Origin of the sequence: Microbacterium sp. 1262, from assembly GCF_040544895.1 — a bacterium.
GTDB lineage: Bacteria > Actinomycetota > Actinomycetes > Actinomycetales > Microbacteriaceae > Microbacterium > Microbacterium plantarum.
Genome location: NZ_JBEPKU010000001.1, coordinates 1,522,056 through 1,548,151 on the forward strand (window position 1 = coordinate 1,522,056; position 26,096 = coordinate 1,548,151).

Here is a 26,096-nt window from a genome sequence, read left to right on the forward strand (position 1 = left end):
TAGGCTGGGCCCATGGCCACTCCCGACTTCGTCCTCGATCTGCGCAAGAAGATCGGCACCGCTCCGCTGCCCCTCGTGGGGGTCACCGCCGTGGTGTTCCGCGATGAGAAGGTGCTCCTGGGCAAGCGCGCCGACAACGGGAGCTGGCAGCCGGTCTCCGGCATCGTCGACCCGGGTGAGGAGCCTGCAGACGCCGCGGTCCGCGAGTGTCTCGAAGAGGCGGGCGTCGTCGTCCGTGCGGAGCGCCTCGCCCTCGTGCACCAGATCCCCCGCATCGTCTACGCCAACGGCGATCAGGTCGACTACCTCGACCTGGTGTTCCGGTGCTCCTGGGTCTCGGGCGACCCGCACCCTGCGGACGGCGAGCTGACCGACGTCGGGTTCTACGACCTCGGACAGATGATCGACGTCGCGCCCGAGCACGTCCGCAAGATCGCCCTCGCCGTCGCCGAGGATGACCCGGCGACGTTCCGGGGCGGCCGGTGAGCTCGCGCGTCGCCCTGGGCGACCTGCTCGACGCCCTCGCGCGGGACAACGGCGACCCCGGCGGCGGAGCGGCCAGCGGAGTCGTGACGGCCGTCGCGGCGGCACTCGCTCAGATGGTGAGCCGCTACAGCTCCGCGGAGCCGGCCGCGGACGGGATCGACGACCGTCTCGCACGGCACCGCGACGCGGCCATCTCCGCGGCTGACGACGACGGCCGGGCGTCGGGCGCGCTCGGTGCGGCGCTGAGGCCGGACGACGACCCGGGCGAGCGCGACCGTCGCATCGTCGATGCGGCGACCCGCGCCATCGAGACGTCGGCTGCCCTCGGCGAGATCGCGCTCGGCGTGTGGGACGAGGTGCGCTTGCTCGCCGACGTCGGCAACCGCCACCTCATGTCGGACGTCGCCGTCGCCGCTGACACAGTCGCCGCGGGCCTGGGCGGCGCGGCGGCGAACCTCCGCGGCGGGCTCGCTCTGCTCCGCGCCCACGGCGATGCCAGTGCCCTCGAGTCTGCGCACGACGGCCTGTCTGATCGACTCATCGCAGGGCGTCGCGAGGCGCGTGCTCTCGCCGATCGGCTCGGCGAGCCGTGATCGCGACGCGAGGGGCGAACGCGGGCCGACCCGTCAGTCGCCGCTGAGGATCTCGAGGGCGCGCGCGAGGTCGGGGGCGTAGGGCGACGTGAACGCCGACCACTCCCCCGTCACGGGGTGTTCGAATGCGAGGCGATGAGCGTGCAGCCATTGACGCGTCAACCCGAGCCGGGCGGACAGTGTCGGGTCGGCACCGTAGAGCGGGTCGCCGACGCACGGATGCCGGTGGGCGGCCATGTGCACGCGGATCTGATGGGTACGACCGGTCTCCAGGTGGATCTCGAGCAGGGAGGCGCCGACGAACGCCTCCAGCGTCTCGTAGTGGGTGACCGAGTCCTTCCCGGTCGGCGTGACGGCGAACTTCCAGGAGTGCGACGGGTGGCGGCCGATCGGGGCGTCGATCGTCCCCGAGAGCGGGTCGGGGTGACCCTGCACCACCGCGTGATAGATCTTCTCGACCTCACGCTCCTTGAATGCGCGCTTGAGGGCGACGTAGGCGGGTTCGCTCTTCGCGACGACCATGAGACCGCTCGTCCCGACATCCAGGCGGTGCACCACGCCCTGGCGCTCGGCCGCCCCGGTCGTCGCGATGCGATAGCCGGCAGCGGCCAGAGCGCCGAGCACGGTCGGGCCGTCCCAGCCGAGCGAGGGATGGGCGGCGACACCCGCCGGCTTGTCGACGACCACGATGTCGTCATCGTCGTGCACGATGCCGAGGTCGGGAACCGCGACTGGGACGATCTGAGCCTCTGCTCGCTCCTCCCAGAACACGTCGAGCCACGCTCCGGCGGCGAGCTTGTCGGACTTCCCGAGCGTGCGACCGTCGAGCGTCACACCACCCGCAGCCGCCACCTCCGCGGCGAAAGTCCGTGAGAACCCGAGCAGCTTGGCCAGCGCGGCGTCGACACGGACGCCGTCGAGCCCGTCGGGAACCGGGAGCGCGCGTTGCGGCATGTCAGCGTTCCGTATCCGCAGTGGCAGCGGCCCCGGCGGCCTCGTCCACGTTGCGGCGCTCGCGTGAGCCGTCGAAACGGACGCCGATCACGACCAGCACGGCGACGGAGATCATCATCGTGACGATGAACATGTCGGCGACGTTGTAGATCGCCGACGGGAACCACAGCCACATCCACGGGGTGTGGATGAAGTCGACGACGTGCCCGACGAGGAAGCCGGGTTCCCGGAGCAGGCGATCGGTGAGGTTCCCGAGGACGCCCCCGAGGAGCAATCCGAGGACGATGGCCCACGACCTCGTGCGCACGCTGCGGACCGTGAGCACGACCACGACGACCGCCACAGCCGCAAGTGCGAGCGTGAAGAGCCAGGTGACCCCCGTGCCGAGCGAGAACGCTGCGCCGGGGTTCTTCGTCAGATACAGCTGGAAGAACTCGCCGAGGACCGGAACCTCACGCTGGTACGGCAGGTTCTCGAGCGCGAGATACTTCGTGAACTGGTCGGCGGCCAGTACCACTGCCGCGAGAATCGCGACGAGGGCACCGGCCGCCGGACCGTTCAGACGCTTGCGCGACGCCAAGGATTACGCGCCGGCCGAGACGCCGGTCGTGTCGAGGTCGCGGAGCTTGCTTTCGATGAAGCCGCGGAGCTGGCCGCGGTAGTCCTTCTCGAACTGCTGCAGCTCGGAGATACGACCTTCGAGCGACACGCGCTCGGCCTCGAGACGCGCCACCTCGTCGCGGCCGCGGGCCTCCGCCTCGGAGATGATCGACGCAGCCTGAGCCTGCGCGTCGGCGATGAGCTTGTCGCGCTGCGCCTTGCCCTCGGCCACGTGCTCATCGTGCAGGCGCTGGGCCAGCTCGATGATGCCGGCGGATGCGGCGGCGGGAGCCATGTCGGCGGCCGGGGCGGGCTGCTCGACGGCGGGAACCGGCGCGGGCACGTCCTCGACGACGGCGTCGTCGGCGGGAGCTGCAGCGGGCGTCTCACCCGACTCGTAGGCAGCGAGCTTCGCCTTGAGCTCGTCGTTCTCGGCGATCGTCTTGCGCCATTCCACGACGATCTCGTCGAGGAAGTCGTCGACCTCATCGGGGTCGAATCCTTCCTTGAAACGCACGTGCTGGAACTGCTTGGTGACGACGTCTTCAGGGGTCAAAGCCATGGTGTTGTCCTCTTTCAGGGCTCACGACGCGGGCCGGTCAGCCGGCACCCGCCGCAGCGGGCCGTACCCACCCAGCATAGTCCGACGCCTTCGCGGTCGCGACGATCCCGCCGCGACCGCCTCAGGAGAAGGCGATCACGCGGGTGATCGACAGCAGGATGAAGCACGCCAGCATGGTGAGCGGGAATGCCAGATCGATTGCGATGACGCCGAGTCGGATCGGAGGGATGACCCGGCGCAGTGTCTTGATCGGGGGGTCCGTGATCGTATAGACGACCTCGGCGAGCACGAGGGTGAAGCCCCGCGGGCGCCACTCCCGGTTGAACAGGGGAATGTACTCCAGGATCAGTCGGACGAACAGAACGAGGATGTACAGCAGCAGAGCGAAGTAGACGAGCGCGGCGATCGGCCGAACGACATCCACGTCAGGTCACTGCGCGAACGGCGCCGCCTCAGGCTCAGCCTGAGCCACAGCGCCGTCGCCGGAGACGGCGATGTTCTCAGGTGAGAGCAGGAACACCTTGCTCGTCACGCGCTCGATGCGGCCGTACAGACCGAGGGAGAGTCCGCTCGCGAAATCGATGAGGCGCCGCGCGTCGGCGTCGCTCATCTGCGAGAGGTTGATGATGACCGGCACACCCTCGCGGAAGTTCTCGGCGATGACCTGCGCATCGCGATACTGCTTGGGGTGAACGGTCAGAATCTCGCTGACGGTTCCCGTGGTGGGCTGACGCACGACCGCCGGACGGTGCAGCGGAGTCACCGGCGCGGCCGGCTTCTCGACGGGCTTGTCACGGCGGGCCTGCTGCTGCTCGGCCTGCGGCTCTTCGTACATTTCTTCCTCATCTGCGAGGCCCAGGTAAACCATGGTCTTCTTCAGCGGGTTCGACATCGCATCCTCCGTTTGCTCGTCTGTTCCGAGGCTATCCGCGGTCCGGGCGCGGTCCCGTGATTGCCGATCCGATCCGCAGGTGTGTCGCACCGGCGGAGATCGCTTCGACGAAATCGCCGGTCATCCCGGCGGAGATCCAGGTCGCGTCGGACGCGACGGAGCGCAGGGCGACGGACGCCTGCGCGAGACGGGCGAAGGCCGCGGCCGGCTCCTCGCCGAGGGGAGCCACAGCCATCACACCGCGCATCCGGAGACTCGTGCAGTGCTCCGCCACGTGGGCGGCGAGGGCCTCGACACCGCTCGGCGCGACGCCACCGCGGCCCGGGTCGTCGGTCAGATTGACCTGCACCAGCACATCGAGCGGCGCCCCCTCGGGAGCCGCCACATGGAGCGCGTCGGCAATACGCGCGCGATCCACCGAGTGGACGACATCCGCTGCGGCTCGCACGGCACGGGCCTTGTTCGTCTGCGCCTGCCCGATGAAATGCCAGTGCATGCCCTCGAGGTCGGCGAGCTCATCGTGCTTGGCGGTGAGCTCCTGCTGTCGGTTCTCCCCCACGTCGCGCACGCCGAGGGCGTGCAGCTCAGTGATGAGCCCCGGAGGGTGGAACTTGGTCACCACGATTCGCGTCACCTCATCCGCGGCGCGACCCGACGCCCGCATCGCAGCTGCGATGCGGGCGTCGACGTCGGCGAGCCGTGCGGCAAGGTCCGGCATGGATCGTTCGGTCTACTTCAGGAAGTCGGGGATGTCGAGGTCATCGTCACCGAAGACCGAGTCGTACGACTCGCTCTTCGCCGAGACCGGCACCGTCTCCTTGGCCTCACGACGCTCGACCGGCTCGGATGCCGCGGCCTGCTCAGCCGGGATCTCGGGGACCACCGGAGGCGCCGACGGCCGGGCGGCGGCGATCGGCTCGATGCGAGCCTGGGGCTCGCCGCCGTCGAAGCCCGCGGCGATGACGGTCACGCGAACCTCGTCGCCGAGGGTGTCGTCGATGACCGTACCGAAGATGATGTTGGCCTCGGGGTGCGCCGCCTCCTTGACGAGCTGCGCCGCGTCGTTGATCTCGAAGATGCCGAGGTTCGATCCACCCTGGATCGACAGCAGGACGCCGTGGGCGCCTTCGATCGAGGCTTCGAGCAGCGGCGACTCGACAGCCAGCTCGGCCGCCTTGATGGCGCGGTCGGCGCCACGAGCGGAGCCGATGCCCATGAGAGCCGAACCGGCGCCCTGCATGACCGACTTCACGTCGGCGAAGTCGAGGTTGATGAGGCCGGGCGTCGTGATGAGGTCGGTGATGCCCTGGACACCGGCGAGGAGCACCTGGTCGGCGGTCGCGAAAGCCTCGACCATCGAGATGCCACGATCGCTGATCTCGAGCAGGCGGTCGTTCGGGACGACGATGAGGGTGTCGACCTCTTCCTTCAGCTTCGACACACCGGCCTCGGCCTGGCTCTGGCGACGACGACCCTCGAACGAGAAGGGCTTGGTGACGACACCGATCGTGAGCGCCCCGATCGACTTGGCGATCCGCGCCACGACAGGAGCACCGCCGGTACCGGTTCCGCCGCCCTCACCGGCGGTGACGAAGACCATGTCGGCACCTGCGAGCGCCTCCTCGATCTCCTCGGCGTGATCCTCTGCGGCGCGGCGACCCACCTCGGGGTCGGCGCCGGCACCGAGGCCTCGCGTCAGTTCGCGGCCGACGTCGAGCTTGACGTCCGCGTCGCTCATGAGGAGCGCCTGCGCGTCGGTGTTCACCGCGATGAACTCGACACCCCGCAGCCCCAGCTCGATCATCCGGTTGACGGCATTGACGCCGCCACCGCCCACACCGACGACCTTGATCACCGCGAGGTAGTTCTGGTTCTGGCTCATGCCGGCCTCCATCTCGTCCCGAACCCTGCTCGTAAACCTTCAACCTCACGTAGAGGTTTAAAGAATTGCCGGGTATGCAATTCCTGAGTTGAAGCTACGCACTCAGGGACTCACCCGCCGGACGTGCGCGGCGTGTCGCGACATCCCGTGTTGCGCGTTTCTCGGAGCAGCGGAAAAGGGGCAGGATCGACGACTCAGCGGACGACTGCCGCCTGCGGCGACGACACGTCGTAGCCGGAGGCATCCGGTCGAGCCGCCATGAGCGCTTCGAGCGCCTGGACCTTCTTGGCCGAGTCGCTCGCCCCGCCCCAGACCACCGAGCGGCCGTCGGTGAGCGTGAGCGTCACGTCGTTCGGCGTCGTCGCGGACAGCACCGTGACCTGGGTCCGCAGGGACTCCGGCAGCGAGCGGAAGACCTGCCCCGCGGCGGCGAAGGTGCTCGACGACAGGCCTCCCTCGACCTCGAGGAGCGGCTGGCCGGACGGCGGTTCCGGGGTGGTCGACAGCGCGACGCCCGCGGCATCGACCAGCGTGTAACCGGCCTCGCCCTGCACGGCGCCGACCGGTGTCCGCTCGACGATGCGAACCACGAGCTCGTGCGGCGGACGCGCTTCGAGGCTGTACGACTCGACCAGCGGGAAGGAGACGAGTGCTGCCTTCACAGCGCTCTCGTCGACGAGGGGCATCGGCGTCCCGATCTGACCCTCGAGCGCTGTCTCGACCGCGCCGGCGTCGAGTTGCGAGGTTCCCACGATCGTGACGCGTTCGACCGCGAACAAGGGGCTGTAGGCGGCACCGATAGACCCGAGCACGAGAGCCGCCAGAACGCCGGCGGATATCAGCCAGATACGTCTGCGCCGACGCTGACGTGCCGTGAAGCGCCGCACCTCGCGACGCAGCGCCCGCCGCCTCGCACGCGCCGCGCCCCACAGATCGCGCGCCGTGAGCGGCCGGTCGGGCTCGCCGACATCCGAGACGTCGGATGCGGGCGGCGCCGCCGACTCTCCGCGGGCGGGCGGATCGAACGGGATGATCGGCGCTATCCCGTAGTCGCGGCCGCGCTGGTGCCACAGCTCCTCGACGGGCTGGGTCTCGGTGGCGTCCGGCGAGACGCTTTCCGCCACGCCCGCACTCCGCTCATCGGCGTCGCGCCGCGGTGGGTCCACCCGCCGCGGAGCCGACGTGGGACGGTCGGCCGGCGCACTGGCGCCGTCCTGCCCGCCGCGCGGCCGCGGGGACGGTGGCAGCGGACTCGGGCGACGCACCGGCTACCCCTCCGCCCGGGCGAGCGACTCGAGCACCTGCGGGATGATCAGGTTGACGTTGCCGCAACCGAGGGTGACGATGAAGTCGCCCTCGCGCGCGACGCCCGCCGCGTAGTCGGCGGCCTCCTGCCAATCGGCGACGAAGTGCACGTGCCCGGGGTCGGTGAACGCGCCGCTGACCAACTCGCCCGTCACTCCCGGCACCGGATCTTCGCGCGCTCCGTACACATCCAGGACGACCGTGTGGTCGGCATGGGTCTCGAGCACGTCGGCGAACTCGCGGAACATCTCCTGCGTGCGCGAGTACGTGTGCGGCTGGTGCAGGGCGATGATCCGCCCGCCGCCCACGACGGTCCGCGCTGCGGAGAGCGCCGCAGCCACCTCGGTCGGGTGGTGCGCATAGTCGTCGTAGACGCTGACGCCCCGGGTGACGCCGTGGAGCTCGAACCGTCGGGCCGTGCCGCCGAATCCTTCCACCGCTCGGAGGGCGCGCTCGAGCTCGTATCCGAGGGCGACGAGCACGGCGACGGCGCCCGCCGCGTTGATCGCGTTGTGGGCGCCCGGCACCGAGAGCCGGCCGTGGGCCGTCTCTCCCCCGGCGGTGAGCGAGAACGACACCGGCCCGTCCGTCACGATGTCGGAGACGCGGACGTCGGCGTCGGCGGCCTCACCGAAGGTGACGACGCGGCGGTGGCTGAGGGCGGCCGCGACGCGTGCTGCACCCGGGTCGTCGGCGGAGATGACGACGGCCTCGCGCGCGCCATCTGCGAAGCGGACGAAGCCGTCGTAGAACGCCTCTCGGGTCTGCCAGTGATCGAGGTGATCCGGATCGACGTTCGTGATGAGGGCGATGGAGGTGTCGTAGAGCAGGAAGGTGCCGTCGGACTCGTCGGCTTCGATGACGAAGACATCGTCGTCTCCGGTCGCGCTCGAGACACCCAGGTCGGCGATGACACCGCCGTTGACGAAGGTCGGCCGCGTCCCGAGACCACGGAGCGCCGTGACGATCATGCCCGTGGAGGTCGTCTTGCCGTGCGCACCCGCCACCGACACGAGTCGGCGGCCGCCGACGAGCCAGTGCAGGGCCTGCGAGCGGTGGATGACGTGCAGGCCGCGCTCCTTGGCGAGGAGGAACTCGGGGTTCTCGGGCCAGATCGCCCCGGTGTGGACGACCGTGTCGGCGTCGTCGGGAAGATGCGCCGCGTCGTGTCCGATGTGGACGTCGGCGCCGCGGGCGGCCAGCGCGCGCATCGCAGGGCTGTCGGCCCGGTCGGATCCCGAGACGCGGATGCCGCGGTCGAGGAACATCCCGGCGAGGCCGGACATGCCCGATCCACCAATGCCGATGAAGTGCGCGGCGGTGATGTCGGCGGGGATCGGGAGGCTCAAGTCGGGTCTGATCATGACCCGTCAAGTCTAGGTCGCCCGGCTGACAGCACCGCCCGCCACGCCCTCAGCGTCGCTGGGCGGCATCCAGGAGGGCCACCACGTTCGCCGCCCCCTCGCGTGTGCCGACGGCGCCGGCTGCGCGCCGCATCCGCTCCAGTTCGTCGCCGTCGCTCAGCAGGGGCACGACCTCGGAGCGGACGCGCTCGGGCGTGAAGTCGGCGTCGTCGATGATGCGCGCGGCTCCGGCGCGCACGGCTCCCGCGGCGTTCAGCGCCTGCTCGCCGTTGCCCACCGCGTAGGGCACGTAGACGGCGGGGATGCCGAGCGCGCTGATCTCGCTCACCGTCGCCGCCCCCGAGCGCGAGACGACGACGTCGGCGAGGGCGAACGCCAGGTCCATTCGATCGAGATAGGGCACGACCCGGTAGTCCGGCGACGCGGCCTCGGAGACCTCGTTGCGCTCGCCCGACGCGTGCAGCACCTGCCAGCCGGCATCGACGATGTCTCGCCACGAGCCCGCGAGCGCCTCGTTCAGCCGACGAGCGCCCAGCGAGCCTCCGAAGACCAGCACGACGGGGCGCGCGGGGTCGAGACCGAAGGCCGCCGCAGCCTCGGCACGACGCGCCGCCCGGTCGAGGTCGACGATCTCGCGGCGAAGCGGCATTCCGACCACCTGCGCACCGCGCAGCGGGGTGCCGTCGAACACGATGCCCGTCGCGGCCGCGCGTCGGGCGCCGAGCACGTTCGCGAGCCCGGGACGGGCGTTCGCCTCGTGGACGACGTAGGGCACGCCCTCGCGGCGCGCCGCGACGTAGGCCGGAGCGGCGGCGTAGCCACCGAAACCGGCGACGACGTCGACTCCTCGCTCGCGGATATATGTGCGCACCTGCGCGACCGCACGCAGCCAACGGGCCGGGAAACGGATCGCGGCACCGTTCGGACGCCGGGGGAAGGGCACCTTGTCGACGATCAGCAGTTCGTAGCCCCGTTCGGGGACCAGCCGGGACTCGAGCCCCTCGCGGGTTCCGAGTACCAGAACCGTGTCGTCGGGTCGTCGGTCGCGCAGGGCATCGGCCACGGCGAGAAGCGGATTGACATGGCCCGCCGTGCCGCCGCCTGCCAGAAGGTAGGTCGTCACTGCACCGAGCCTACCGGCGGGCCGAGCGTGCCTCGGCGCCCGCGGGACGCACCGGTCGCGCCCCTGAGGCGGCCTCGAGCGCCGGAGCGCGAACGGGCAGCGTCCGCGCGAACGAGAGCAGAACCCCGGTCGCCAGCAGACCCGACACGAGAGAGGTCCCGCCCTGCGACATGAAGGGCAGCGGCACGCCCAGGACCGGGAAGATGCGCAGGACGACGCCGATGTTCACGAGCGCCTGACCCACGATCCAGATCGTGATGCCGCCCGAGACGATCCGCACGAACGGATCGTGGGTCTTGCGCACGATGTGGAAAGCCCCGACGGCGTAGAGCGCGAAGAGAGCGAGGACGACGGCGCAGCCGATGAGGCCGAGCTCCTCCCCCACGATCGCGAAGATGTAGTCATTCGCGGCGGCGGGCAGCCACTGGTACTTCTCGCGCGAGTTGCCGAGCCCCAGACCGAAGATGCCGCCGCTCGCGAGCGCCCAGATCCCGTGGAGGGGCTGGTAGCACGAACCCGCATCGGCGAAGTAGCAGTCGGTCGAGTCGACGTTGAGGAAGCTCATGATGCGCGCCATGCGGTTCGGGCTCGTGACCGCGAACACCGCAGCAGCAGCCACGACCAGGATCAACGGGATCACGAAGAGCCGAAGCTTGACGCCGGAGAAGAAGAGGCAGCCGAGGAGGATCGCCATGAGGATCATCGCCGTGCCCAGATCGTGACCGCCCATGACGGTGCCGATCACCAGAGCGCCGACGGGAACGACCGGGATGAACACGTGCTGCCACTTCGACAGGAGCGTCTGCTTCCGGTAGAGCACGAAGCCCAACCACACGGCGAGGGCGAGTTTGAGGAACTCCGACGGCTGCGCCTGGAACCCGAAGACCGAGATCCAGTTGGTGTTTCCATCGTTGCGGACGCCGAGGCCGGGCACGAAGACGAGCAGCTGCAGAAGGATGCCGGCGACGAGGGCCGGCCACGCGATGCGTTTCCAGAACCGCAGCGGCATCCGGCTCGCGATGAACATCAGCGGGATGCCGAGCAGCGCGAACACCGCTTGCTTCAGCACCGTCTCGAAGGGGCTCGCGTTGGCCGTCGCCATCGTCGCCGACAGCACCATCACGAGGCCGAAGCCGGTCAGGATGAGGGCGGTCGAGGCGAGCAGCAGGAATTCGCTGGGCACCGGCGCGAACACGCGCCCCAGCGACACACGCGCCGCGAAGCCGCTCCGCGTCTGACCGTCGTCAGCGAGCTTCGTCGGCGGGGGCGTCGGGCGGCTCGGCGTCGTGGTCACCGTCTCCCCTTCCGATCCGTTCGCGCACGGCCTCCGCGAAGCGACGACCGCGGTCTGCGTAGGAGGCGAACTGATCGAACGACGCCGCAGCGGGTGCGAGGAGCACGACATCCCCGTCACCGGCGACGCCGGCCGCCAGTTCGACGACCCGTGCCATGACATCCTCAGTCTGAGTCGCCTCGACCTCGATCACCGGAACCGCGGGGGCGTGTCGCGCGAACGCGGCGAGCACGGCGGTGCGGTCCTCGCCGATGACGATGGCCGCTTTGGTCGCCGCACCTCGTCCCGCGACGAGTTCGGAGATGTCGACGCCCTTGAGGAGCCCGCCCACGACCCAGATCGCGCCCGGGAAGGCGGCGAGCGACGAGGCCGCCGCGTGCGGGTTGGTCGCCTTCGAGTCATCCACCCAGGTCACGCCCGACACGCGAGCGACCACTTCGATCCGGTGCGGGTCGAGGCGGAACGCCAGCACCGCCTCGCGGATGGCGGCGGGCTCGACATCGAGCGAGCGAGCGAGGGCCGCCGCGGCGAGAATGTTCGCGACGATGTGAGGAGCCGCGAGGCCGCGCGCCGCGAGCTCGACGACCGTCGTCAGTTCGAGAGCCGACGAACGCCGGTCCTCATGGAAGGCGCGATCGACGAGGATGCCGTCGACGACCCCGAGATCGCTCGGGCCCGGAACCCCCAGGTCGAACCCGATGGCGCGGCAGCCCTCGACGACCTCGGCCTCCTCGACCATTTCGCGGGTGGCTGCATCCGACTTGTTGTAGACGCACGCGACGCGGGTGTTCTCGTACACGACGGCCTTCGCGTCGCGGTACGCCTCGAATGAACCATGCCACTCGAGGTGATCGTCCGCGAGGTTCAAGCACACGCTCGCGTGAGGCGAAAGCCGGTCGGGGCCCTCGGCCAGGCCGAGGTACCAGAGCTGATGGCTCGACACCTCGACGACGAGGACGTCGAAACCACCCGGATCGCGGACGGCGTCGAGTACCGGGACGCCGATGTTGCCGCACGGGGCGGCCCGCAGCCCGCCGGCGGCGAGCATGGCCGCGCTGAGCTGCGTCGTGGTCGTCTTGCCGTTCGTGCCCGTGATGAGCACCCAGTCAGCCGGGCTGCCGTCAGGACGGACGACCTTGTCGCGCACGCGCCACCCGAGCTCGATGTCGCCCCAGACGGCGATCCCGTTCTCGCGTGCCCAGCGGATCACCGGGTGGTGCGGGGGGAACCCGGGGGATGCGATCACGACCTCCGGCGCGTGCGCGACGACCGTCTCCGGCACGCTCTGCAAGGAGCCGTCATGGAGCGAGACGCCGATGACGGGCAGAAGCCGCGCGTACTCGGCATCCGCGCCCTCGGTGGCAACCAGCACATCGGCGCCGAGCTCGGCGAGGGTGTCAGCGACGGAGAAGCCGGTGACCGACAGCCCGAGGACGACGACGCGGAGTCCGCGCCAGTCAGCGTGCCAGCTCGTGAGGCTGTCCAGACGGGCGGTCATACCGCTGCCAGCCATGCGACGTAGAAGAGACCGACGCCGCCGACCGCCAGCATTCCGGCGATGATCCACATCCGGACGACGATCGTCACCTCGGGCCACCCCCGCATCTCGAGGTGGTGGTGGAACGGGCTCATGAGGAACAGGCGCTTACCGCCGGTGGCCTTGAAGTAGTAGCGCTGGAGGATCACCGAGCCGGGCGCGATGATGAACACGCCGGCGATGATGACCGCGAGCAGCTCGGTGCGCGAGAGCACGGCCATAGCGACGATGACCCCGCCGATCGCCATCGATCCGACGTCACCCATGAAGATCTTGGCCTTGGGCGCGTTCCACCAGAGGAACCCGACGAGCGCGCCGACGAAGGATGCCGAGATGATGGTGAGATCCATCGGGTCGTTGGTCGTGTAGCAGGCGGACTCGTACGCCGGCACGAGAGCACCGCTCGCGCAGCGCTGCTGGAACTGCCAGAAGGTGACGAGGCTGTAGGCCGACACGGTGAAGATGCCCGCGCCGGTCGCGAGCCCGTCGAGTCCATCGGTCAGGTTCGTCGCGTTCGACCAGGCCACCGCCTGGAACGAGATCCACGCGAGGTAGAGAAGCCAGCCGGCGACACCGCCGAGCGCCATGAACGACAACCAGTCGATGTCGCGGAACAGCGAGATGAAGGGGCGCCCGACCGGCTCGCCGCCGTCGTTGGGCACGAGCAGGGCGAGGATGCCGAAAGAGACTGCCACGATCACCTGGCCGGCGACCTTGCGCCATCCGGACAGCCCCAGGCTGCGCTGCGAGCGCACCTTCATGTAGTCGTCGATGAACCCGACGATCCCCAGCCCGACCATCATCCAGATGACCAGGAGACCCGACATCGATGGCGGCGCCCCGCCGGTCAGCGTCCCCACGAGGTAGCCGACGATCGTGCCGCAGATGAAGATGATTCCGCCCATCGTGGGCGTTCCACGCTTGGCGTGGTGACTCGGGTTCGTCGCGTCGTCCGGCGTGCGGATGACCTGGCCCCAGCCGAGCTTCTCGAAGATCCGGATGAACAGGGGCGTCAGGAAGAGTGTGAACGCGAGCGAGATCGTCGCGGCCGTCAGCAGAGATCTCACGAGAAGAATTCTCCCAGACGATCACCGAGGTGCCGCAGCCCCGCGGAGTTCGACGACTTCACCAGCACGCGATCGCCCGCCCGCAGCTCCTCGATGAGGTAGTCGTACGCGGCATCGGCGTCGGCGAAGAACACCGCCTCGCCGTCCCACGACCCCTCGCCGATCGCAGCGAGGTACAGGCGTCGCGCCTCGGCGCCGACGACCACGATCCGCTCGATGCGGAGGCGGACGGCCTGGAGGCCGACGCGATCATGCTCGTCACCGGCGAACTCACCGAGCTCGCTCATCGCACCGAGCACGGCCACCTTGCGCTCGCCGGGCTGCGTGATCTGCGCGAGAGTGCGCAGAGCTGCGGCCATCGAGTCGGGGCTCGCGTTGTAGGCGTCGTTGATGATGCGCACGGACTCCGACCCGAGCGGCTGCATCCGCCAGCGCTCTGCGAGCTCGACCGTCTCGAGCCGCGCGATGGCGTCTTCGAGCGCGACCCCGAGCTCGAGAGCCGCGGTGATCGCGGCCAACGCGTTCATGACGTGATGCTCGCCGAGGACCCGCAACCGCAACGGCATCCGCTGGTCGCCGACCACGACGACGCACGAGGTCCCCGATGCATCCACCTCGACGTCGTCCGCACGCACCTCTGCCGCGGCGCCCCGCCCGAACCAGCGGACGCGGACGTCGCGAGCCTCCGCGACCGCAGCCATCGTCGCGACGCGCGCGTCGTCGGCGTTGAGGACGGCCACGCCGCCGGGACGGACCGCCTCGACCAGCTCGGTCTTCGCCTTCAGCGTCGCCTCGACGCCGCCGAACCCGCCCGCGTGCGCCATGCCGACCATGAGGACCACTCCGACGTCGGGGGTCACGAGACCGGCCAGACGTGCGATCTGACCCGAGCCGTCCGCACCGAACTCGCTGACGAGGAAACGCGTGTCGTCAGCGACACGAAGCATGGTCAACGGCGCACCGACGGCGTTGTTGAACGACGCCCGCGGCGCGACCGTCGGCCCCTCCCCCTCGAGGATGCGCGCGAGGAGGTTCTTCGTCGTGGTCTTGCCGTTGGAGCCGGTGATCCCCACGACGCGGAGATCACCCGTCGCGCGCACGCGTCCGACGACCTCGCGAGCGAGGTCAGCCAGCGCCGTCACGGCGTCGGCGACGACGATCTGCGTGATCTCGGCGTCGACGAGGTGCTCGACGACCGCCAGCGCGGCTCCGGCCTCGGCGGCCGCCGGCACGAAGAGGTGCCCGTCGGTCGCCTCGCCCGGCTTGGCCACGAAGACGTCGCCCGGACCGATGTTCCGCGAGTCCGTGTCGACCATCCCTTCGACCCGGGTGTCGGGAGCGTCGCTCCCGGCGAGGTGGAGGGTGCCGGAGAGCACTCGAGCGATGTCGGACAACGGAAGGGAGATCATGTTCAATCCTCGGACGCGCTGATGCGCATCACTGGGTCACGGGGAGCAGTGGCGTCTGTGAGTCGGACGGCATGATCCGGTAGTGCTTGAGCACCTGGGTCATCGCCTTCTGGAACGCCGGCCGGTTCGCTGCCGAAAGGCGCAGGGTCTTCGGCTCGTCGAACGCCGTCAGGACAACATACTTCGGATCGTCGGCGGGTGCGTAGCCGACCAGCGACGTGTAGTACAGGTTGTCCTTGTACGCGCCGGTGTTCGGATCGACCTTCTGAGCGGTTCCCGTCTTGCCCGCCATACGGTACCCGGGGATCGCGATGTCGTCCGCGAGGGTCCCCTGAGCGAAGACGTTCTCGAGCATCTCGCTCACCTGGCTGGCGGTGCTCTCCTTGATCACGCGCACCGGCTCGGGAAGATCCGGCTCGGTCACTGTTCCGTCCGACGCCGTGCAGGACTCGACGAGGCTCAGCGGCTCGCGCACACCGCCGTTGGCGATCGTCTGATACACCGATGCCACCTGCGGCGCCGTCACGGTGAAGGCCTGGCCGAAGGTCGTCGTGTAGTAGGTCTGGTTGTCCCACTGGTCGGTCGGGATGTACGTGCCCTTGGGTTCACCCGACCAGTTGAGCGCGGTGCCCTCTCCGACACCGAACTTCTTGAGGTACTCCAGCCGGGTCTCGGGGTCGACCTGCGAACCGAACTGCGACAGGGCGACGTTGGACGACGTGACGAGCCCTCCCGTGAGCGTCAGGTTCTGGGCCTCGTGGTGCTCCGAGTCGTTGACGACGGCTCCGTTGGGGAATTCCATCCGATCGGGTGACCATGCGGTCGAGAGCGGGGTCAGCCCCGCCGCTTCGATGGCGGTCGCGGCCGTCACCGGCTTGAAGGTCGATCCCGGCTCGTACGAGTCGCGGAAGAGGCGGCTGCCCCGGTCCGCGGGATCGGATGCCGCGATGTCATTGAGGTCGACGCTGGGGTACTCGGCAGCGGCGCGGATCTTCCCCGTGGCGACCTCGACCACGAGGATCGAGCCGCTCTCGGCGCCGAGGTTCTGCGTCTGCTCGGCGATGAGCTGCTGCATGTACCACTGCAGGTCGCGGTCGATCGTGAGACGGAGCGTCCCGCCGTTCACCGGGGCGGGGTCTTCGATCTCCGTCCCGGGGATGACGACGCCGTCGAGGCTGCGCATGTAGCGGACCTTGCCGTCGCTGCTCTGCAGGCACGAGTTCTGCAGAGCCTCCATGCCCTCGAGCGGCGCTTCGTCCGAGCCGACGAAACCGATGACGTTGCCCGCCACCGCCCCGTCGGGGTAGGTCCGGTGGGGGTGGGGGTCGAACCCGACGAACGGGAGCTTCAGATCGGCGAGAGCGCGGTACTGGGCCGTCGAGATCCCCCGCTCGAGGTACGCGAATCGCGACTCCGGGTCGGCGGCGACGGCCGTCGTGACGATGCCCTCGACCTCGGCGGCATCCTGCCCGGTCACGGCGGCGATCTCGGCGGCCAGCTCGGGCCAGGTGACCGTGACCGTCTGACCGTCGTCGTTCTTGCGCTTGATCCCCTCGATCGCCAGCTTCGGGTCGATCTTCGCGTCGTAGACGGAGGTCGTCGTGGCGAGGGTCGCGCCGTTGGTGTCGGTGATGTCGCCGCGCGTCCCGAACAGGTCGGTCCCGGCCTCCATCGCGAGGTTGCGGGCGTCGGCCTCGTGCTCCTCGGCGTTGACGACCTGGATGTCGACGAGCCGGACGATGAACGCGACGAGGACGGTGAGGACGACGAGGAGTGCGACGACCGTACGGCGGCGCGGACTGCGGGTGGCTCGTGTCGTCATGTGTCTCAGTGTGTGGTCGGGGCGGGCAATCCGTCGGCGATGGGCGGGGGTGTCGCTCGATCGGCACCGACCAGCTCGTCGGTGCTCGTGCCGGTCTCGAGGCTGGCAGCGGGATCGGTGACCAGCGGGACGCCGGCGACGAGCGAATTGGCGACGGCGGCGCGGCCGAGGGCGTCGACGTTCGAGTGCGCGCCCGCGGCGCTGGCGGATCCGAGCACGGCGCCGTCGCTGAGTCGCAGATAGTTCGGAGACTCGGCGATCACCATGCCCAGGGCGGTCGCATTGGCCGCGAGGTACTGAGGTGAGGCGAGTCCCGCGAGATCATCCTCGATGATCTGCTTCTGCCAGGTGAGCTGCCGCTGCTGCTGCGAGAGCGAGGAGATCTCATACGAGGTCTGGGTCGTGAGGATCGACAACCCCATCTGCACCGCCCCGATGAGCACCGCGCCCGACACGGCGATGACGCCGTAGAGCATGCGCGGGCGACGCCGACGGGAAGCGCCGGCGACGAGGCGCAGATCGCGCTGACGCTCCCGCTCCCCCTCGCGCGGCAGGCGACCGGGAACGCTCGCGAAGAAGTCGTCGCCGAGCGGCGATGGGATGCGGGCGGTGTTGTCGGCAGTCACGAGGCCTCCCTCATCCGTTCCGCCGCACGCAGCCGGACCGGCGTCGCGCGGGGATTGCGTTCACGTTCTTCCGCGGACGCCAGTTCCGCGCCGCGGACCAGCAGCCGGAACCGCGGCGCATGCTCGGGGAGCTCGACGGGCAGGCCGCTGGGGGCAGTCGATGACGACGCCTCGGCGAGCACGCGCTTGACCGCGCGGTCTTCGAGCGACTGGTACGACATCACGACGATGCGTCCACCGAGGGCCAGCGCGTCGAGCGCCGCCGGCAGCGCGCGCTCGAGCACGGCGAGCTCGGCATTGACCTCGATGCGCAGGGCCTGGAACACGCGCTTCGCGGGGTGCCCGGAACGGTCGCGCTGCACGGCGACCGGGGTCGCGGCGATGAGGACGTCGACGAGCTGACCTGATCGTGTCAGCGGCGCCCGGCCCCGCGCCTCGATGATGGCCCGCGCATACCGCCCTGCCAGCTTCTCCTCGCCGTAGCGCTCGAAGATGCGCCGCAGGTTGCCCTCGCTGTAGGTCGCGAGGATCTCTGCCGCGGTCGTGCCCGCAGTCTGATCCATACGCATGTCTAGAGGAGCATCCTGGGCGTAGGCGAACCCTCGCTCTGCCTCATCGAGCTGGAGGGACGAGACACCCAGATCGAACAGGATGCCGTCCACGCGCCGGATGCCGAGCGAATCGAGGGCCTCGCGGATGCCGTCGTAGACGGTGTGGACGAGGTCGACGCGGTCTCCGAACCGGGCGAGGCGCTCTCCCGCGATGCGCAGGGCGTCGGTGTCACGGTCGAGCCCGACGAGCCGAACGCCGGGGAACCTCTCGAGAAGCGCTTCTGAGTGACCGCCCATGCCTTCGGTCGCGTCGACGACGACGGCGCCCTCGCGGTCGAGCGCGGGCGAGAGCAGCTCGACGCAGCGGTCGAGCAGGACGGGGGTGTGGATGTCGTCGTTCGTCATGGTCGTGGCGGGACGGGTCCCGGAGCCCTGATCCCCCTCCGCTGCGACCTGACACCGGGGAAGTGCGTCAGGGCCAGCGGCTGAGGATCACGGCCACGGGTCAGAAGAGTCCCGGGATCACCTCCTGCTCCATGTCGGAGTAGGCGTCTTCGTTGCCTGCGGCGTAGGCGTTCCAGGCATCTGCGTCCCAGATCTCGGCGTGCGCGCCGACACCGGTCATGACCAGTTCGCGCCCCAGCCCGGCGTAGGTGCGCAGGTGCGGCGGAACGGTGATGCGGTTCTGGCTGTCGGGCTTCTCCGCGCTCGCGCCGGAGAGGAACATCCGCTGGAAGTCACGCGCCTGCTTGTTCGTGAGAGGCGCTTCGCGGATGCGCTCGTAGACACGCTCGAACTCCACCGTGCTGAACACGTAGAGGCACCGCTCCTGTCCGCGCGTGACGACGACACCGGGGCCGAGGTCGTCGCGGAATTTGGCGGGGAGGATGACGCGGCCCTTCTCGTCGAGCTTGGGGGTGTGCGTGCCGAGAAGCATGGTGCTCCACCACCCCCTCCCGGCCCGTCGGTGGCCACCACTTTACTCCACTTTCCTCCACTTCACTATGGCCACAGCACCCATTCCTCCCCCAGGGCACAAAAAAGAGCACCGACCCGAAGGTCGGTGCTCTGAGAAGAAGCGGGATGCGTCAGCGTTCGCCGTTGCGGCGGTCCCAGCGGTCGTTCATCCGGTCCATGAAATTCGAGGACCGGGCGGCGGGCTTTCGCGTGCCGGTGGTCGCCGTCGGTCGGCTCGCTGTTCCGTTGCGAGAGGGCGTCAGCGCCAGCACGACCCCGCCCACCATGACGAGGAAGGCCACGACGCCGATCGCGATGATGCTGCTCGAGACGCCGGCGATGAGACCGCCGAGACCGAGGAGGACGAGCACCGCACCGTAGACGATGTTGCGGTAGCTGAGGGACTGACCTTCGCGCGGAGCACTGACGACGTCTGCTTCATTGCGCATGAGATGGCGTTCCATCTCGTCAAGCAGCCGCTGCTCCTGTTCTGACAGTGGCATGCATCCCCCTCTGTTCGGGTACCGATGCGCCCGATTCTACGCGCGCTGATGAGAACTAGGCTAGGCCTGTGACGAGCTCCGCCGACCCGATCTCGACCGTTTCCCAGCGACTGGAAAGCTTCGCGGCGGAACGGCGGGCCGAGGCCGCCGATCTCGGGGCCGAAGCGGTCGATTTCGTCGACCGCGCCTTCGCCGCCGTCGCCGGCGGCAAACGCCTCCGCGCGCGGTTCCTCACGGCTGGGCACGCGGTGGCCGGGGTCTCTTCCGACGACGCCGACATCGCAGGTGTCGCCGCTTCCCTGGAGATCTTCCATGCGGCCGCGCTCGTGCACGACGATCTGGTCGACAACTCGGACACGCGACGAGGACGCCCCGCCGCCCATCGCGCCCTCGAGGAGGCGCATCGCCGATCCGGCTGGCTCGGTGACGCCGACGCGTTCGGACGGGCCGCCGCGATCCTGCTCGGCGACCTGCTCATCGCCTGGAGCGACGACCTCCTCGAAGAGGCCGTCGACGGACACCGCTTCGCGTCGGACGTCCGCCGCCAGTACGCGACGATGCGGCGCGATGTCACGGTCGGGCAGTATCTGGACGTGGCCGAAGAGGCCGCGTGGGCCACGGCACCCGACCACGAGCACGCCGCCCGAGCACTGCGGGTCGCGTCCTACAAGTCCGCTCGATACAGCGTGCAGCAGCCCCTCCTGATCGGCGCGGCACTCGGCGGCGCCACCGCGGCCCAGCGCGAGGCCCTCGCTGAGTTCGGCCACTCCGTCGGTCTCGCCTTCCAGCTGCGCGATGACGTATTGGGCGTCTTCGGCGACCCCGCGGTGACGGGCAAGCCGTCCGGCGACGATCTCCGCGAGGGCAAGCGGACCGTCCTCATCGCTTACGCGCGCGAAGCGATGGACGCCGACGGCCGCGCCGACCTCGATGCTGCGCTCGGCGACCGGGCACTCGACGAGGCGACCATCCGACGCCTGCAGCGGGTCATCGACGAGAGCGGCGCCGTCCAGCGCCTCGAACAGGAGATCGCGCAGCTCGCCGCCGCAGCCGATGCGGCGCTCGATGACGCGCCGATCGGTGGTGCCGAGATCGCAACGCTCCGAGAGATCGGACAGGCCGCGATCCAGCGGACCGCCTGAGCGTCCGGAGCCTCTGCTCCGGTCAGGCGAGCGTCTGCGCGACCCTGCGGACCTCGGTCTTCCGTCCTGCGCGCAGGGCGGCGATGGGAGCGGCGCCGATGGAGTCCTCGGTGGCGAACAGCCAGTCGATCGCCTCGTCGTCCGAGAACCCGGCGTCGTGCAGCACGGTGATAGTGCCCCGGAGCGACGACAGCGGCGCGCCGTCGAGGAAGAAGGCCTCCGGCACGCGAAGCGTTCCGTCCCGACGCGAGCCGATGAGGTGATTCTCATCCAGCAGTCGCCGGACGCGGCTGAGCGTCTCGCCCGTCAGCTCGACGACCTCGGGCAGTGTCAGCCAGGACAGGGGAACGGCGGGGTAATCGGGAGTGCTCACCCCTTCACTATGTCACTTCCGATCGGCGTCCTGGCCCGCCTCCGGGTCGGCTTTCACAGGAGTCACAGCAGTCACTTCGGTTGACACCTCTCACAGCAACATGTCAGCGTTTCCGAGACCTCCGAGAAGGGACCCTCCGTGCGCCGCGACTCGAACTCTCCCCCGCACCGCCCGCGACCACGCCTGCGTGGCGCCGTCGCGCCCGCCGTCGTCGGTTCCATCGCGCTCAGCCTGACCGCGCAGCCGGCGACGGCAGCGCCGATGACCGAGACCGCCCAGCGCGACGCGGTCCCCGGCGCGTCGCTCCGAGCCGCCACGGTCGGCACCGCGAGCCCGGTGCGCCCGCTCTCGGCACGTCCCGCAGAGCACACTGTCGTGCTCGGCGACACCGTCAGCCGTATCGCGTCCGCTTACGGACTCCGCACGGTCGATCTCCTGGCCTGGAACGGCCTGGACTGGTCGTCGGTCATCCGCCCCGGCGACCGCATCCGGTTGAGCGCGGAGCCGGGCGCCTCCGCGACGCCGGCTGCGGCCCCCGTAGCCCAGACCACCTCGACGGGACTCACCCATACCGTCGCGAGCGGCGACACCCCGTGGTCGGTCGCTCAGGCGCACGGCGTCGACGTCGCCGCACTCCTGGCGGCGAACGGGCTCGCGGACGGCGCCGTGATCTTCCCCGGTCAGACGCTCGCGGTGCCGGGGTCGCCCTCGGCCGCCCCGACGCCGGCGCCCGCAGCCGCGGACGCCTCGCAGTCCGTGCCGATCGCCGCCGCGGCGCACACCGTGTCGGCAGGCGACTCGCTGTCGGCGATCGCCGCCGCTCACGGTCTCGGCCTCGACGCCGTACTCGCGGCGAACGGGCTCGACCGCTCCTCGATCATCTATCCCGGCCAGCAGCTCGTGATCCCGGCAGCCGCCGCAGCACCCGCCGTCCAGACCGCCGCTCTCCCCGACCTCGGCCTCGACGCGGAGCAGATCGCCAACGCGCGGCTGATCATCCAGGTCGGTCGGGAACGCGGTGTGCCCGACCGCGGGATCGCGATCGCCCTGGCGACTGCGATGGTCGAGTCGTGGATCCGCAACCTCGACTGGGGCGACCGCGACTCGCTCGGCCTCTTCCAGCAGCGTCCGAGCACCGGGTGGGGCACCCCCGATCAGGTGCGCGATCCCGCTCGCTCCATCGCCACGTTCTACGGCGGCGCGGCCGATCCCAACGGCACCGCGACGCGCGGACTGCTCGATATCCCGGGGTGGGAGAGCCTCGCCTTCACCGACGCCGCGCAGGCCGTGCAGATCTCCGCCTACCCCGAGCGGTACGGCGAGTGGGAACAGCAGGCCTATCGCTGGCTCGCCGCACTCGGCTGACTCCGAGAACGCTCGGAAGCCATGTCGCCGACGCACGAGGGTGAGCCGTTGCCCGGGCTCGCAGCATCCGCTCCGTAGAATCGCTCCGTGAGCATGAGCCAGCAGACCGACCCGCTGATCGGCCGACTGGTCGACCAGCGGTATCGCGTCCGCGCTCGCATTGCCCGTGGCGGCATGGCCACGGTCTACGTCGCGACCGACCTCAGACTCGAGCGACGCGTGGCACTCAAGGTCATGCACGGGCATCTGTCGGACGACTCGGTCTTCCAGAGCCGCTTCATCCAGGAGGCCCGCTCTGCGGCGCGTCTGGCCGATCCGCACGTGGTCAACGTCTTCGACCAGGGCCAGGACGGCGAGATGGCCTACCTGGTGATGGAGTACCTCCCGGGCATCACTCTGCGTGAGCTGCTGCGCGAGCAGAAGCGTCTGACGATCCCTCAGACGATCACCATCATGGATGCGATCCTGTCCGGTCTCGCCGCCGCCCACCGCGCCGGGATCGTGCATCGCGACGTCAAACCGGAGAACGTCCTGCTGGCCGAGGACGGTCGCATCAAGATCGGCGACTTCGGCCTCGCTCGGGCCACGACGGCGAACACCGCGACCGGGCAGATGCTGCTCGGCACGATCGCCTACCTGGCACCTGAACTCGTCACCCGGGGCACGGCCGACGCCCGCAGCGACATCTACGCCCTGGGCATCATGCTCTACGAGATGCTCGCCGGCGAGCAGCCCTACAAGGGCGAGCAACCGATGCAGATCGCCTACCAGCACGCGACCGACTCGGTCCCGCGCCCGAGCGCGAAGAACCCGGGGGTGCCCGAGCAGCTCGACGAGCTGGTGCTGTGGGCGACCGAACGCGAGCCCGACGAGCGTCCCCTCGACGCCAAGGTCATGCTCGATCGGCTGCGAGAGATCGAGCGTGAACTCGGGGTGTTCCCCCAGGTCGTGCGCACGGCGCCGTCCGGCGCGCCGGTGGTGGTCATCGACGACGACGGCGAAGGTTCCGGCGAGCTCACGAAGGTGATGCCCGGGACGTTCACGGCGCCCCCCGTCACGACGGATGTCGACAACGCGACCCGGCTGCGCCGACACGCACGTCGCAACCGGACGAAGGGCGCCTGGCTCGTCACGATCGTGCTTCTGCTGGCGGCTCTCGCCGGCGGCACGGGATGGTGGTTCGGCTCGGGGCCGGGCTCGCTGGTCGCCGTTCCCGATGTGCGCGGAACGAGCTTCGCCGATGCGCAAGCCGCCATCATGGCACAGGGACTCCAGGCCCAGGAGACCGGCGAGAACAGCCTCGACGTCGCAGAGGGGCTCGCCATCCGCACCGACCCCGACCCCGGCTCCCGGCTCGATCGAGAGGCGGTCGTGACGGTCGTGATCTCGCGGGGCCCGGCGGAAGTCTCCATACCCGCGTTGTCGGGTCAGACCGAAGACGCAGCGCGCGAGATCCTCCGCCAGAACGTCATCGCCGTCTCGGACGATGCCGACGCGGAGTTCGATCCGGATGTCGCCGACGGCACCGTCATCCGCGCTTCCGGCACGCCTGCGGGGGGTGGCGAACCGGTCGACTGCTCCGGTGGATGCACGCTGCGCCAGGGCGATTCAGCCGCACTGCTGGTCTCTCGGGGTGCCGTGCCCGACGTCGCGGGCCAGAGCGTCAACCGTGCCACCGGAATCCTGACGGACGCCGGACTCGAGGTGTCGGGCGAGACCCGCACCGAGGCGAGCGAGCGCATCGCGAAGGGCGATGTGATCGGCATCGCCGACCGCGGTGAAGAAGGCAACTGGCGGCCGGGCGACGTCGTCACGCTCATCGTCTCGAGCGGCCCCCCGCTGTTCGAGGTGCCGAGCGTCGTCGGACAGACCCGCGATGCGGCCGCACAGACGCTCCGCGACGCCGGCTTCGAGGTCAGCTTCTCGGCGCTGTGGAACATCTGGCCGGACGGACTGACGAAGGTCACCGCTCAGGACCCCGCCGGTGGCAGCAAGCACGTGCGCGGCACCACGATCACGCTGCAGATCACCGCGACCGGCTGACCCTCTCCGCCGCCGCGCGCCGATGACCCGGTACCCGGCATCCTCGAACAGCTGAACGCGCGTGAGGTCGTCGAGCCACCGTCGCCGCAAGGTGCGGTGCTCGACCCCCTGGTACTCGAGGGGCAGCCGGTGCGCGACGCGCAACAGCGACTCGCGGGCGGGAGCAGGCCTCGCCGACCCAGCGCTCTCCACAGCCGGGAACGGCGAGAGCGCACATCTGCACGGTGGGGAGACCCCACAACCGTGCGGATGTGCGCTCTCGCGCGGCCGCGGAGCCCGGAGCTCAGCGCTTCTCGAGCTCCTCGGCGACCAGGAAGGCCAGTTCGAGGCTCTGCATGTGGTTCAAACGCGGGTCGCACAGGCTCTCGTACCGCGTGGCGAGCGTCGCCTCGTCGATCATCTCGGAGCCGCCGAGGCACTCCGTGACGTCGTCACCCGTGAGCTCGACGTGGATGCCGCCCGGGAAGGTGCCCACCGCGCGGTGCGCCTCGAAGAAGCCGCGCACCTCGTCGACGACGTCGTCGAAGCGACGCGTCTTGTAGCCGGTGGGCGTCGTGATGCCGTTGCCGTGCATCGGGTCGGTGACCCACAGCGGCGTCGCGCCCGAGTCCTTCACGGCCTCGAGCAGCGGCGGCAGCGCATCGCGGATCTTGCCCGCCCCCATACGAGTGATGAAGGTGAGGCGACCCGGCTCGCGCTCGGGGTCGAGCTTGTCGATCAGCGCCAGCGCGGTGTCGGTCGACGTCGTGGGGCCGAGCTTCACCCCGATGGGGTTGCGGATCTTCGAGAAGTAGTCGACGTGGGCGCCGTCGAGCTCGCGCGTGCGCTCGCCGATCCAGAGGAAGTGCGACGACGTGTTGTACGGCGTGTTCGTCCGCGAATCGATGCGCGTCATCGGGCGCTCGTAGTCCATCAGCAGGCCCTCGTGGCCCGTGTAGAACTCGACGCCGCGCAGCTCGTCGAAGTTGGCCCCGGCCGCCTCCATGAACTTGATGGCCCGGTCGATCTCTCCCGCGAGGCCCTCGTAACGGGCATTCGCCGGGTTCGACGCGAAGCCCTTGTTCCACGAGTGAACCTCGCGCAGGTCGGCGAACCCACCCTGCGTGAACGCGCGGATGAGGTTCAGCGTCGACGCGGCCGTGTGGTAGCCCTTGAGCAGCCGGGCGGGGTCGGGCTGACGCGAGGCGGCGGTGAAGTCGTAGCCGTTGACGATGTCGCCGCGGTACGCCGGCAGCGTGACGTCGCCGCGCGTCTCGGTGTCGCTCGAGCGGGGCTTGGCGAACTGCCCGGCCATGCGACCCATCTTGACGACGGGCATCGAGGCGCCATAGGTCAGCACGACCGCCATCTGCAGCACCGTCTTGATGCGGTTGCGGATCTTCTCCGCGGTCGCGCCGGCGAACGTCTCGGCGCAGTCACCGCCCTGCAGGAGGAAGGCTTCTCCGGATGCCGCGCGCGCGAGGCGCTCGCGGAGGATGTCCACCTCACCGGCGAAGACGAGGGGCGGGAGCGTCGCGATCTCGGCCGACACCGCAGCCACGGCGTCGGGGTCGTTCCACGCCGGCTGCTGCTTGATGGGAAGATCGCGCCACGAGTCGAGTGAATCCAGCGTAGGCACGCGCCAAGTCTAGTGCTCGGCCGACACC

Annotated in this window: 26 protein-coding genes; 5 read left to right on the top strand and 21 right to left on the bottom strand. The window is 69.8% G+C overall.

Translation table 11 applies throughout. The features are described from left to right. Positions 1–12 precede the first annotated feature (12 nt). Entirely contained in the window at positions 13–486 is a 474-nt protein-coding gene (locus ABIC53_RS07265; protein ID WP_112613972.1) for an NUDIX hydrolase, read from the top strand. Further along, positions 483–1,079: a cyclodeaminase/cyclohydrolase family protein gene (locus ABIC53_RS07270; protein ID WP_274177638.1), complete on the top strand. Its 597-nt coding sequence runs from the start codon at positions 483–485 to the stop codon at positions 1,077–1,079. The genes ABIC53_RS07265 and ABIC53_RS07270 overlap by 4 nt, the downstream gene beginning before the upstream one ends. Before the next feature lie 33 nt (positions 1,080–1,112). Here ABIC53_RS07270 and ABIC53_RS07275 read toward each other — a convergent pair whose 3' ends face one another. From ABIC53_RS07275 to ABIC53_RS07365, 19 genes are all read right to left on the bottom strand, one after another. Next, positions 1,113–2,033 carry an RluA family pseudouridine synthase gene (locus ABIC53_RS07275; RefSeq protein ID WP_112613968.1) on the bottom strand — a complete coding sequence of 307 codons (921 nt, stop codon included), beginning with the start codon at positions 2,031–2,033 and terminating at the stop codon, positions 1,113–1,115. 1 nt (position 2,034) lies between these two features. Continuing rightward, on the bottom strand, positions 2,035–2,613 hold the full coding sequence (lspA, locus tag ABIC53_RS07280) for a signal peptidase II (protein ID WP_439117169.1): 579 nt from the start codon (positions 2,611–2,613) through the stop codon (positions 2,035–2,037). A 3-nt stretch (positions 2,614–2,616) separates the two neighbouring features. Further along, positions 2,617–3,195, bottom strand: a complete 579-nt coding sequence (locus ABIC53_RS07285; RefSeq protein ID WP_112613964.1) for a DivIVA domain-containing protein — start codon at positions 3,193–3,195, stop codon at positions 2,617–2,619. A gap of 121 nt (positions 3,196–3,316) precedes the next feature. Then, on the bottom strand, positions 3,317–3,619 hold the full coding sequence (locus ABIC53_RS07290) for a YggT family protein (RefSeq protein ID WP_354450883.1): 303 nt from the start codon (positions 3,617–3,619) through the stop codon (positions 3,317–3,319). 6 nt (positions 3,620–3,625) lie between these two features. Beyond that, the gene (locus tag ABIC53_RS07295) at positions 3,626–4,087 is read right to left on the bottom strand and encodes a cell division protein SepF (RefSeq protein ID WP_112613960.1); all 462 of its coding nucleotides are present in this window, start codon (positions 4,085–4,087) and stop codon (positions 3,626–3,628) included. A 31-nt stretch (positions 4,088–4,118) separates the two neighbouring features. Beyond that, positions 4,119–4,805: a YggS family pyridoxal phosphate-dependent enzyme gene (locus ABIC53_RS07300; protein WP_274177637.1), complete on the bottom strand. Its 687-nt coding sequence runs from the start codon at positions 4,803–4,805 to the stop codon at positions 4,119–4,121. Positions 4,806–4,817: 12 nt separating this feature from the next. Continuing rightward, positions 4,818–5,969, bottom strand: a complete 1,152-nt coding sequence (gene ftsZ, locus ABIC53_RS07305) for a cell division protein FtsZ (protein ID WP_112615065.1) — start codon at positions 5,967–5,969, stop codon at positions 4,818–4,820. 194 nt (positions 5,970–6,163) lie between these two features. After that, positions 6,164–7,093 carry a cell division protein FtsQ/DivIB gene (locus tag ABIC53_RS07310; protein WP_274177636.1) on the bottom strand — a complete coding sequence of 310 codons (930 nt, stop codon included), beginning with the start codon at positions 7,091–7,093 and terminating at the stop codon, positions 6,164–6,166. Between the two features lie 144 nt (positions 7,094–7,237). After that, positions 7,238–8,638, bottom strand: a complete 1,401-nt coding sequence (murC, locus tag ABIC53_RS07315) for a UDP-N-acetylmuramate--L-alanine ligase (protein WP_114587904.1) — start codon at positions 8,636–8,638, stop codon at positions 7,238–7,240. Positions 8,639–8,687: 49 nt separating this feature from the next. After that, positions 8,688–9,761: a UDP-N-acetylglucosamine--N-acetylmuramyl-(pentapeptide) pyrophosphoryl-undecaprenol N-acetylglucosamine transferase gene (locus ABIC53_RS07320; RefSeq protein ID WP_354450886.1), complete on the bottom strand. Its 1,074-nt coding sequence runs from the start codon at positions 9,759–9,761 to the stop codon at positions 8,688–8,690. A gap of 10 nt (positions 9,762–9,771) precedes the next feature. Further along, complete coding sequence (ftsW, locus tag ABIC53_RS07325; protein WP_282502378.1) at positions 9,772–11,055, bottom strand: putative lipid II flippase FtsW; 1,284 nt, start codon at positions 11,053–11,055, stop codon at positions 9,772–9,774. Next, positions 11,006–12,553 (bottom strand): UDP-N-acetylmuramoyl-L-alanine--D-glutamate ligase, encoded by a 1,548-nt coding sequence (murD, locus tag ABIC53_RS07330; RefSeq protein ID WP_354450888.1) that lies wholly within the window; start codon positions 12,551–12,553, stop codon positions 11,006–11,008. Before murD ends, ftsW begins: the two co-directional genes overlap by 50 nt. Further along, the gene (gene mraY / locus ABIC53_RS07335) at positions 12,550–13,659 is read right to left on the bottom strand and encodes a phospho-N-acetylmuramoyl-pentapeptide-transferase (protein ID WP_354450890.1); all 1,110 of its coding nucleotides are present in this window, start codon (positions 13,657–13,659) and stop codon (positions 12,550–12,552) included. Before mraY ends, murD begins: the two co-directional genes overlap by 4 nt. Continuing rightward, complete coding sequence (locus ABIC53_RS07340) at positions 13,656–15,068, bottom strand: UDP-N-acetylmuramoyl-tripeptide--D-alanyl-D-alanine ligase (RefSeq protein WP_354450892.1); 1,413 nt, start codon at positions 15,066–15,068, stop codon at positions 13,656–13,658. The genes mraY and ABIC53_RS07340 overlap by 4 nt, the downstream gene beginning before the upstream one ends. 28 nt (positions 15,069–15,096) lie before the next feature. After that, on the bottom strand, positions 15,097–16,890 hold the full coding sequence (locus tag ABIC53_RS07345) for a peptidoglycan D,D-transpeptidase FtsI family protein (protein WP_354450894.1): 1,794 nt from the start codon (positions 16,888–16,890) through the stop codon (positions 15,097–15,099). A 5-nt stretch (positions 16,891–16,895) separates the two neighbouring features. Further along, positions 16,896–17,516: a cell division protein FtsL gene (ftsL, locus tag ABIC53_RS07350; protein ID WP_112613940.1), complete on the bottom strand. Its 621-nt coding sequence runs from the start codon at positions 17,514–17,516 to the stop codon at positions 16,896–16,898. Then, a complete protein-coding gene (rsmH, locus tag ABIC53_RS07355; protein ID WP_354450896.1) occupies positions 17,513–18,472 on the bottom strand; it encodes a 16S rRNA (cytosine(1402)-N(4))-methyltransferase RsmH in 960 nt (319 codons plus the stop codon). Before rsmH ends, ftsL begins: the two co-directional genes overlap by 4 nt. Before the next feature lie 100 nt (positions 18,473–18,572). Further along, the gene (mraZ, locus tag ABIC53_RS07360; RefSeq protein ID WP_023951570.1) at positions 18,573–19,004 is read right to left on the bottom strand and encodes a division/cell wall cluster transcriptional repressor MraZ; all 432 of its coding nucleotides are present in this window, start codon (positions 19,002–19,004) and stop codon (positions 18,573–18,575) included. Between the two features lie 151 nt (positions 19,005–19,155). Then, a complete protein-coding gene (locus tag ABIC53_RS07365; RefSeq protein WP_112613936.1) occupies positions 19,156–19,527 on the bottom strand; it encodes an SCO2097 family morphological protein in 372 nt (123 codons plus the stop codon). Positions 19,528–19,595: 68 nt separating this feature from the next. Between ABIC53_RS07365 and ABIC53_RS07370 the strand changes: the two genes are divergently transcribed. Continuing rightward, positions 19,596–20,669 carry a polyprenyl synthetase family protein gene (locus ABIC53_RS07370; protein ID WP_282502373.1) on the top strand — a complete coding sequence of 358 codons (1,074 nt, stop codon included), beginning with the start codon at positions 19,596–19,598 and terminating at the stop codon, positions 20,667–20,669. 22 nt (positions 20,670–20,691) lie between these two features. On the opposite strand, the gene ABIC53_RS07375 is transcribed toward ABIC53_RS07370, so the two are convergent. After that, complete coding sequence (locus tag ABIC53_RS07375) at positions 20,692–21,042, bottom strand: Rv2175c family DNA-binding protein (protein WP_274177629.1); 351 nt, start codon at positions 21,040–21,042, stop codon at positions 20,692–20,694. A 261-nt stretch (positions 21,043–21,303) separates the two neighbouring features. On the opposite strand from ABIC53_RS07375, the gene ABIC53_RS07380 reads away from it, so the two are divergent. Together ABIC53_RS07380 and pknB are read left to right on the top strand one after the other, a co-directional pair. Beyond that, positions 21,304–22,407, top strand: a complete 1,104-nt coding sequence (locus ABIC53_RS07380; protein WP_502915547.1) for a LysM peptidoglycan-binding domain-containing protein — start codon at positions 21,304–21,306, stop codon at positions 22,405–22,407. A gap of 87 nt (positions 22,408–22,494) precedes the next feature. Continuing rightward, the gene (pknB, locus tag ABIC53_RS07385) at positions 22,495–24,450 is read left to right on the top strand and encodes a Stk1 family PASTA domain-containing Ser/Thr kinase (protein WP_274177627.1); all 1,956 of its coding nucleotides are present in this window, start codon (positions 22,495–22,497) and stop codon (positions 24,448–24,450) included. 283 nt (positions 24,451–24,733) lie between these two features. Here pknB and ABIC53_RS07390 read toward each other — a convergent pair whose 3' ends face one another. Beyond that, complete coding sequence (locus ABIC53_RS07390; RefSeq protein ID WP_112613926.1) at positions 24,734–26,068, bottom strand: class II 3-deoxy-7-phosphoheptulonate synthase; 1,335 nt, start codon at positions 26,066–26,068, stop codon at positions 24,734–24,736. Positions 26,069–26,096 lie beyond the last annotated feature (28 nt).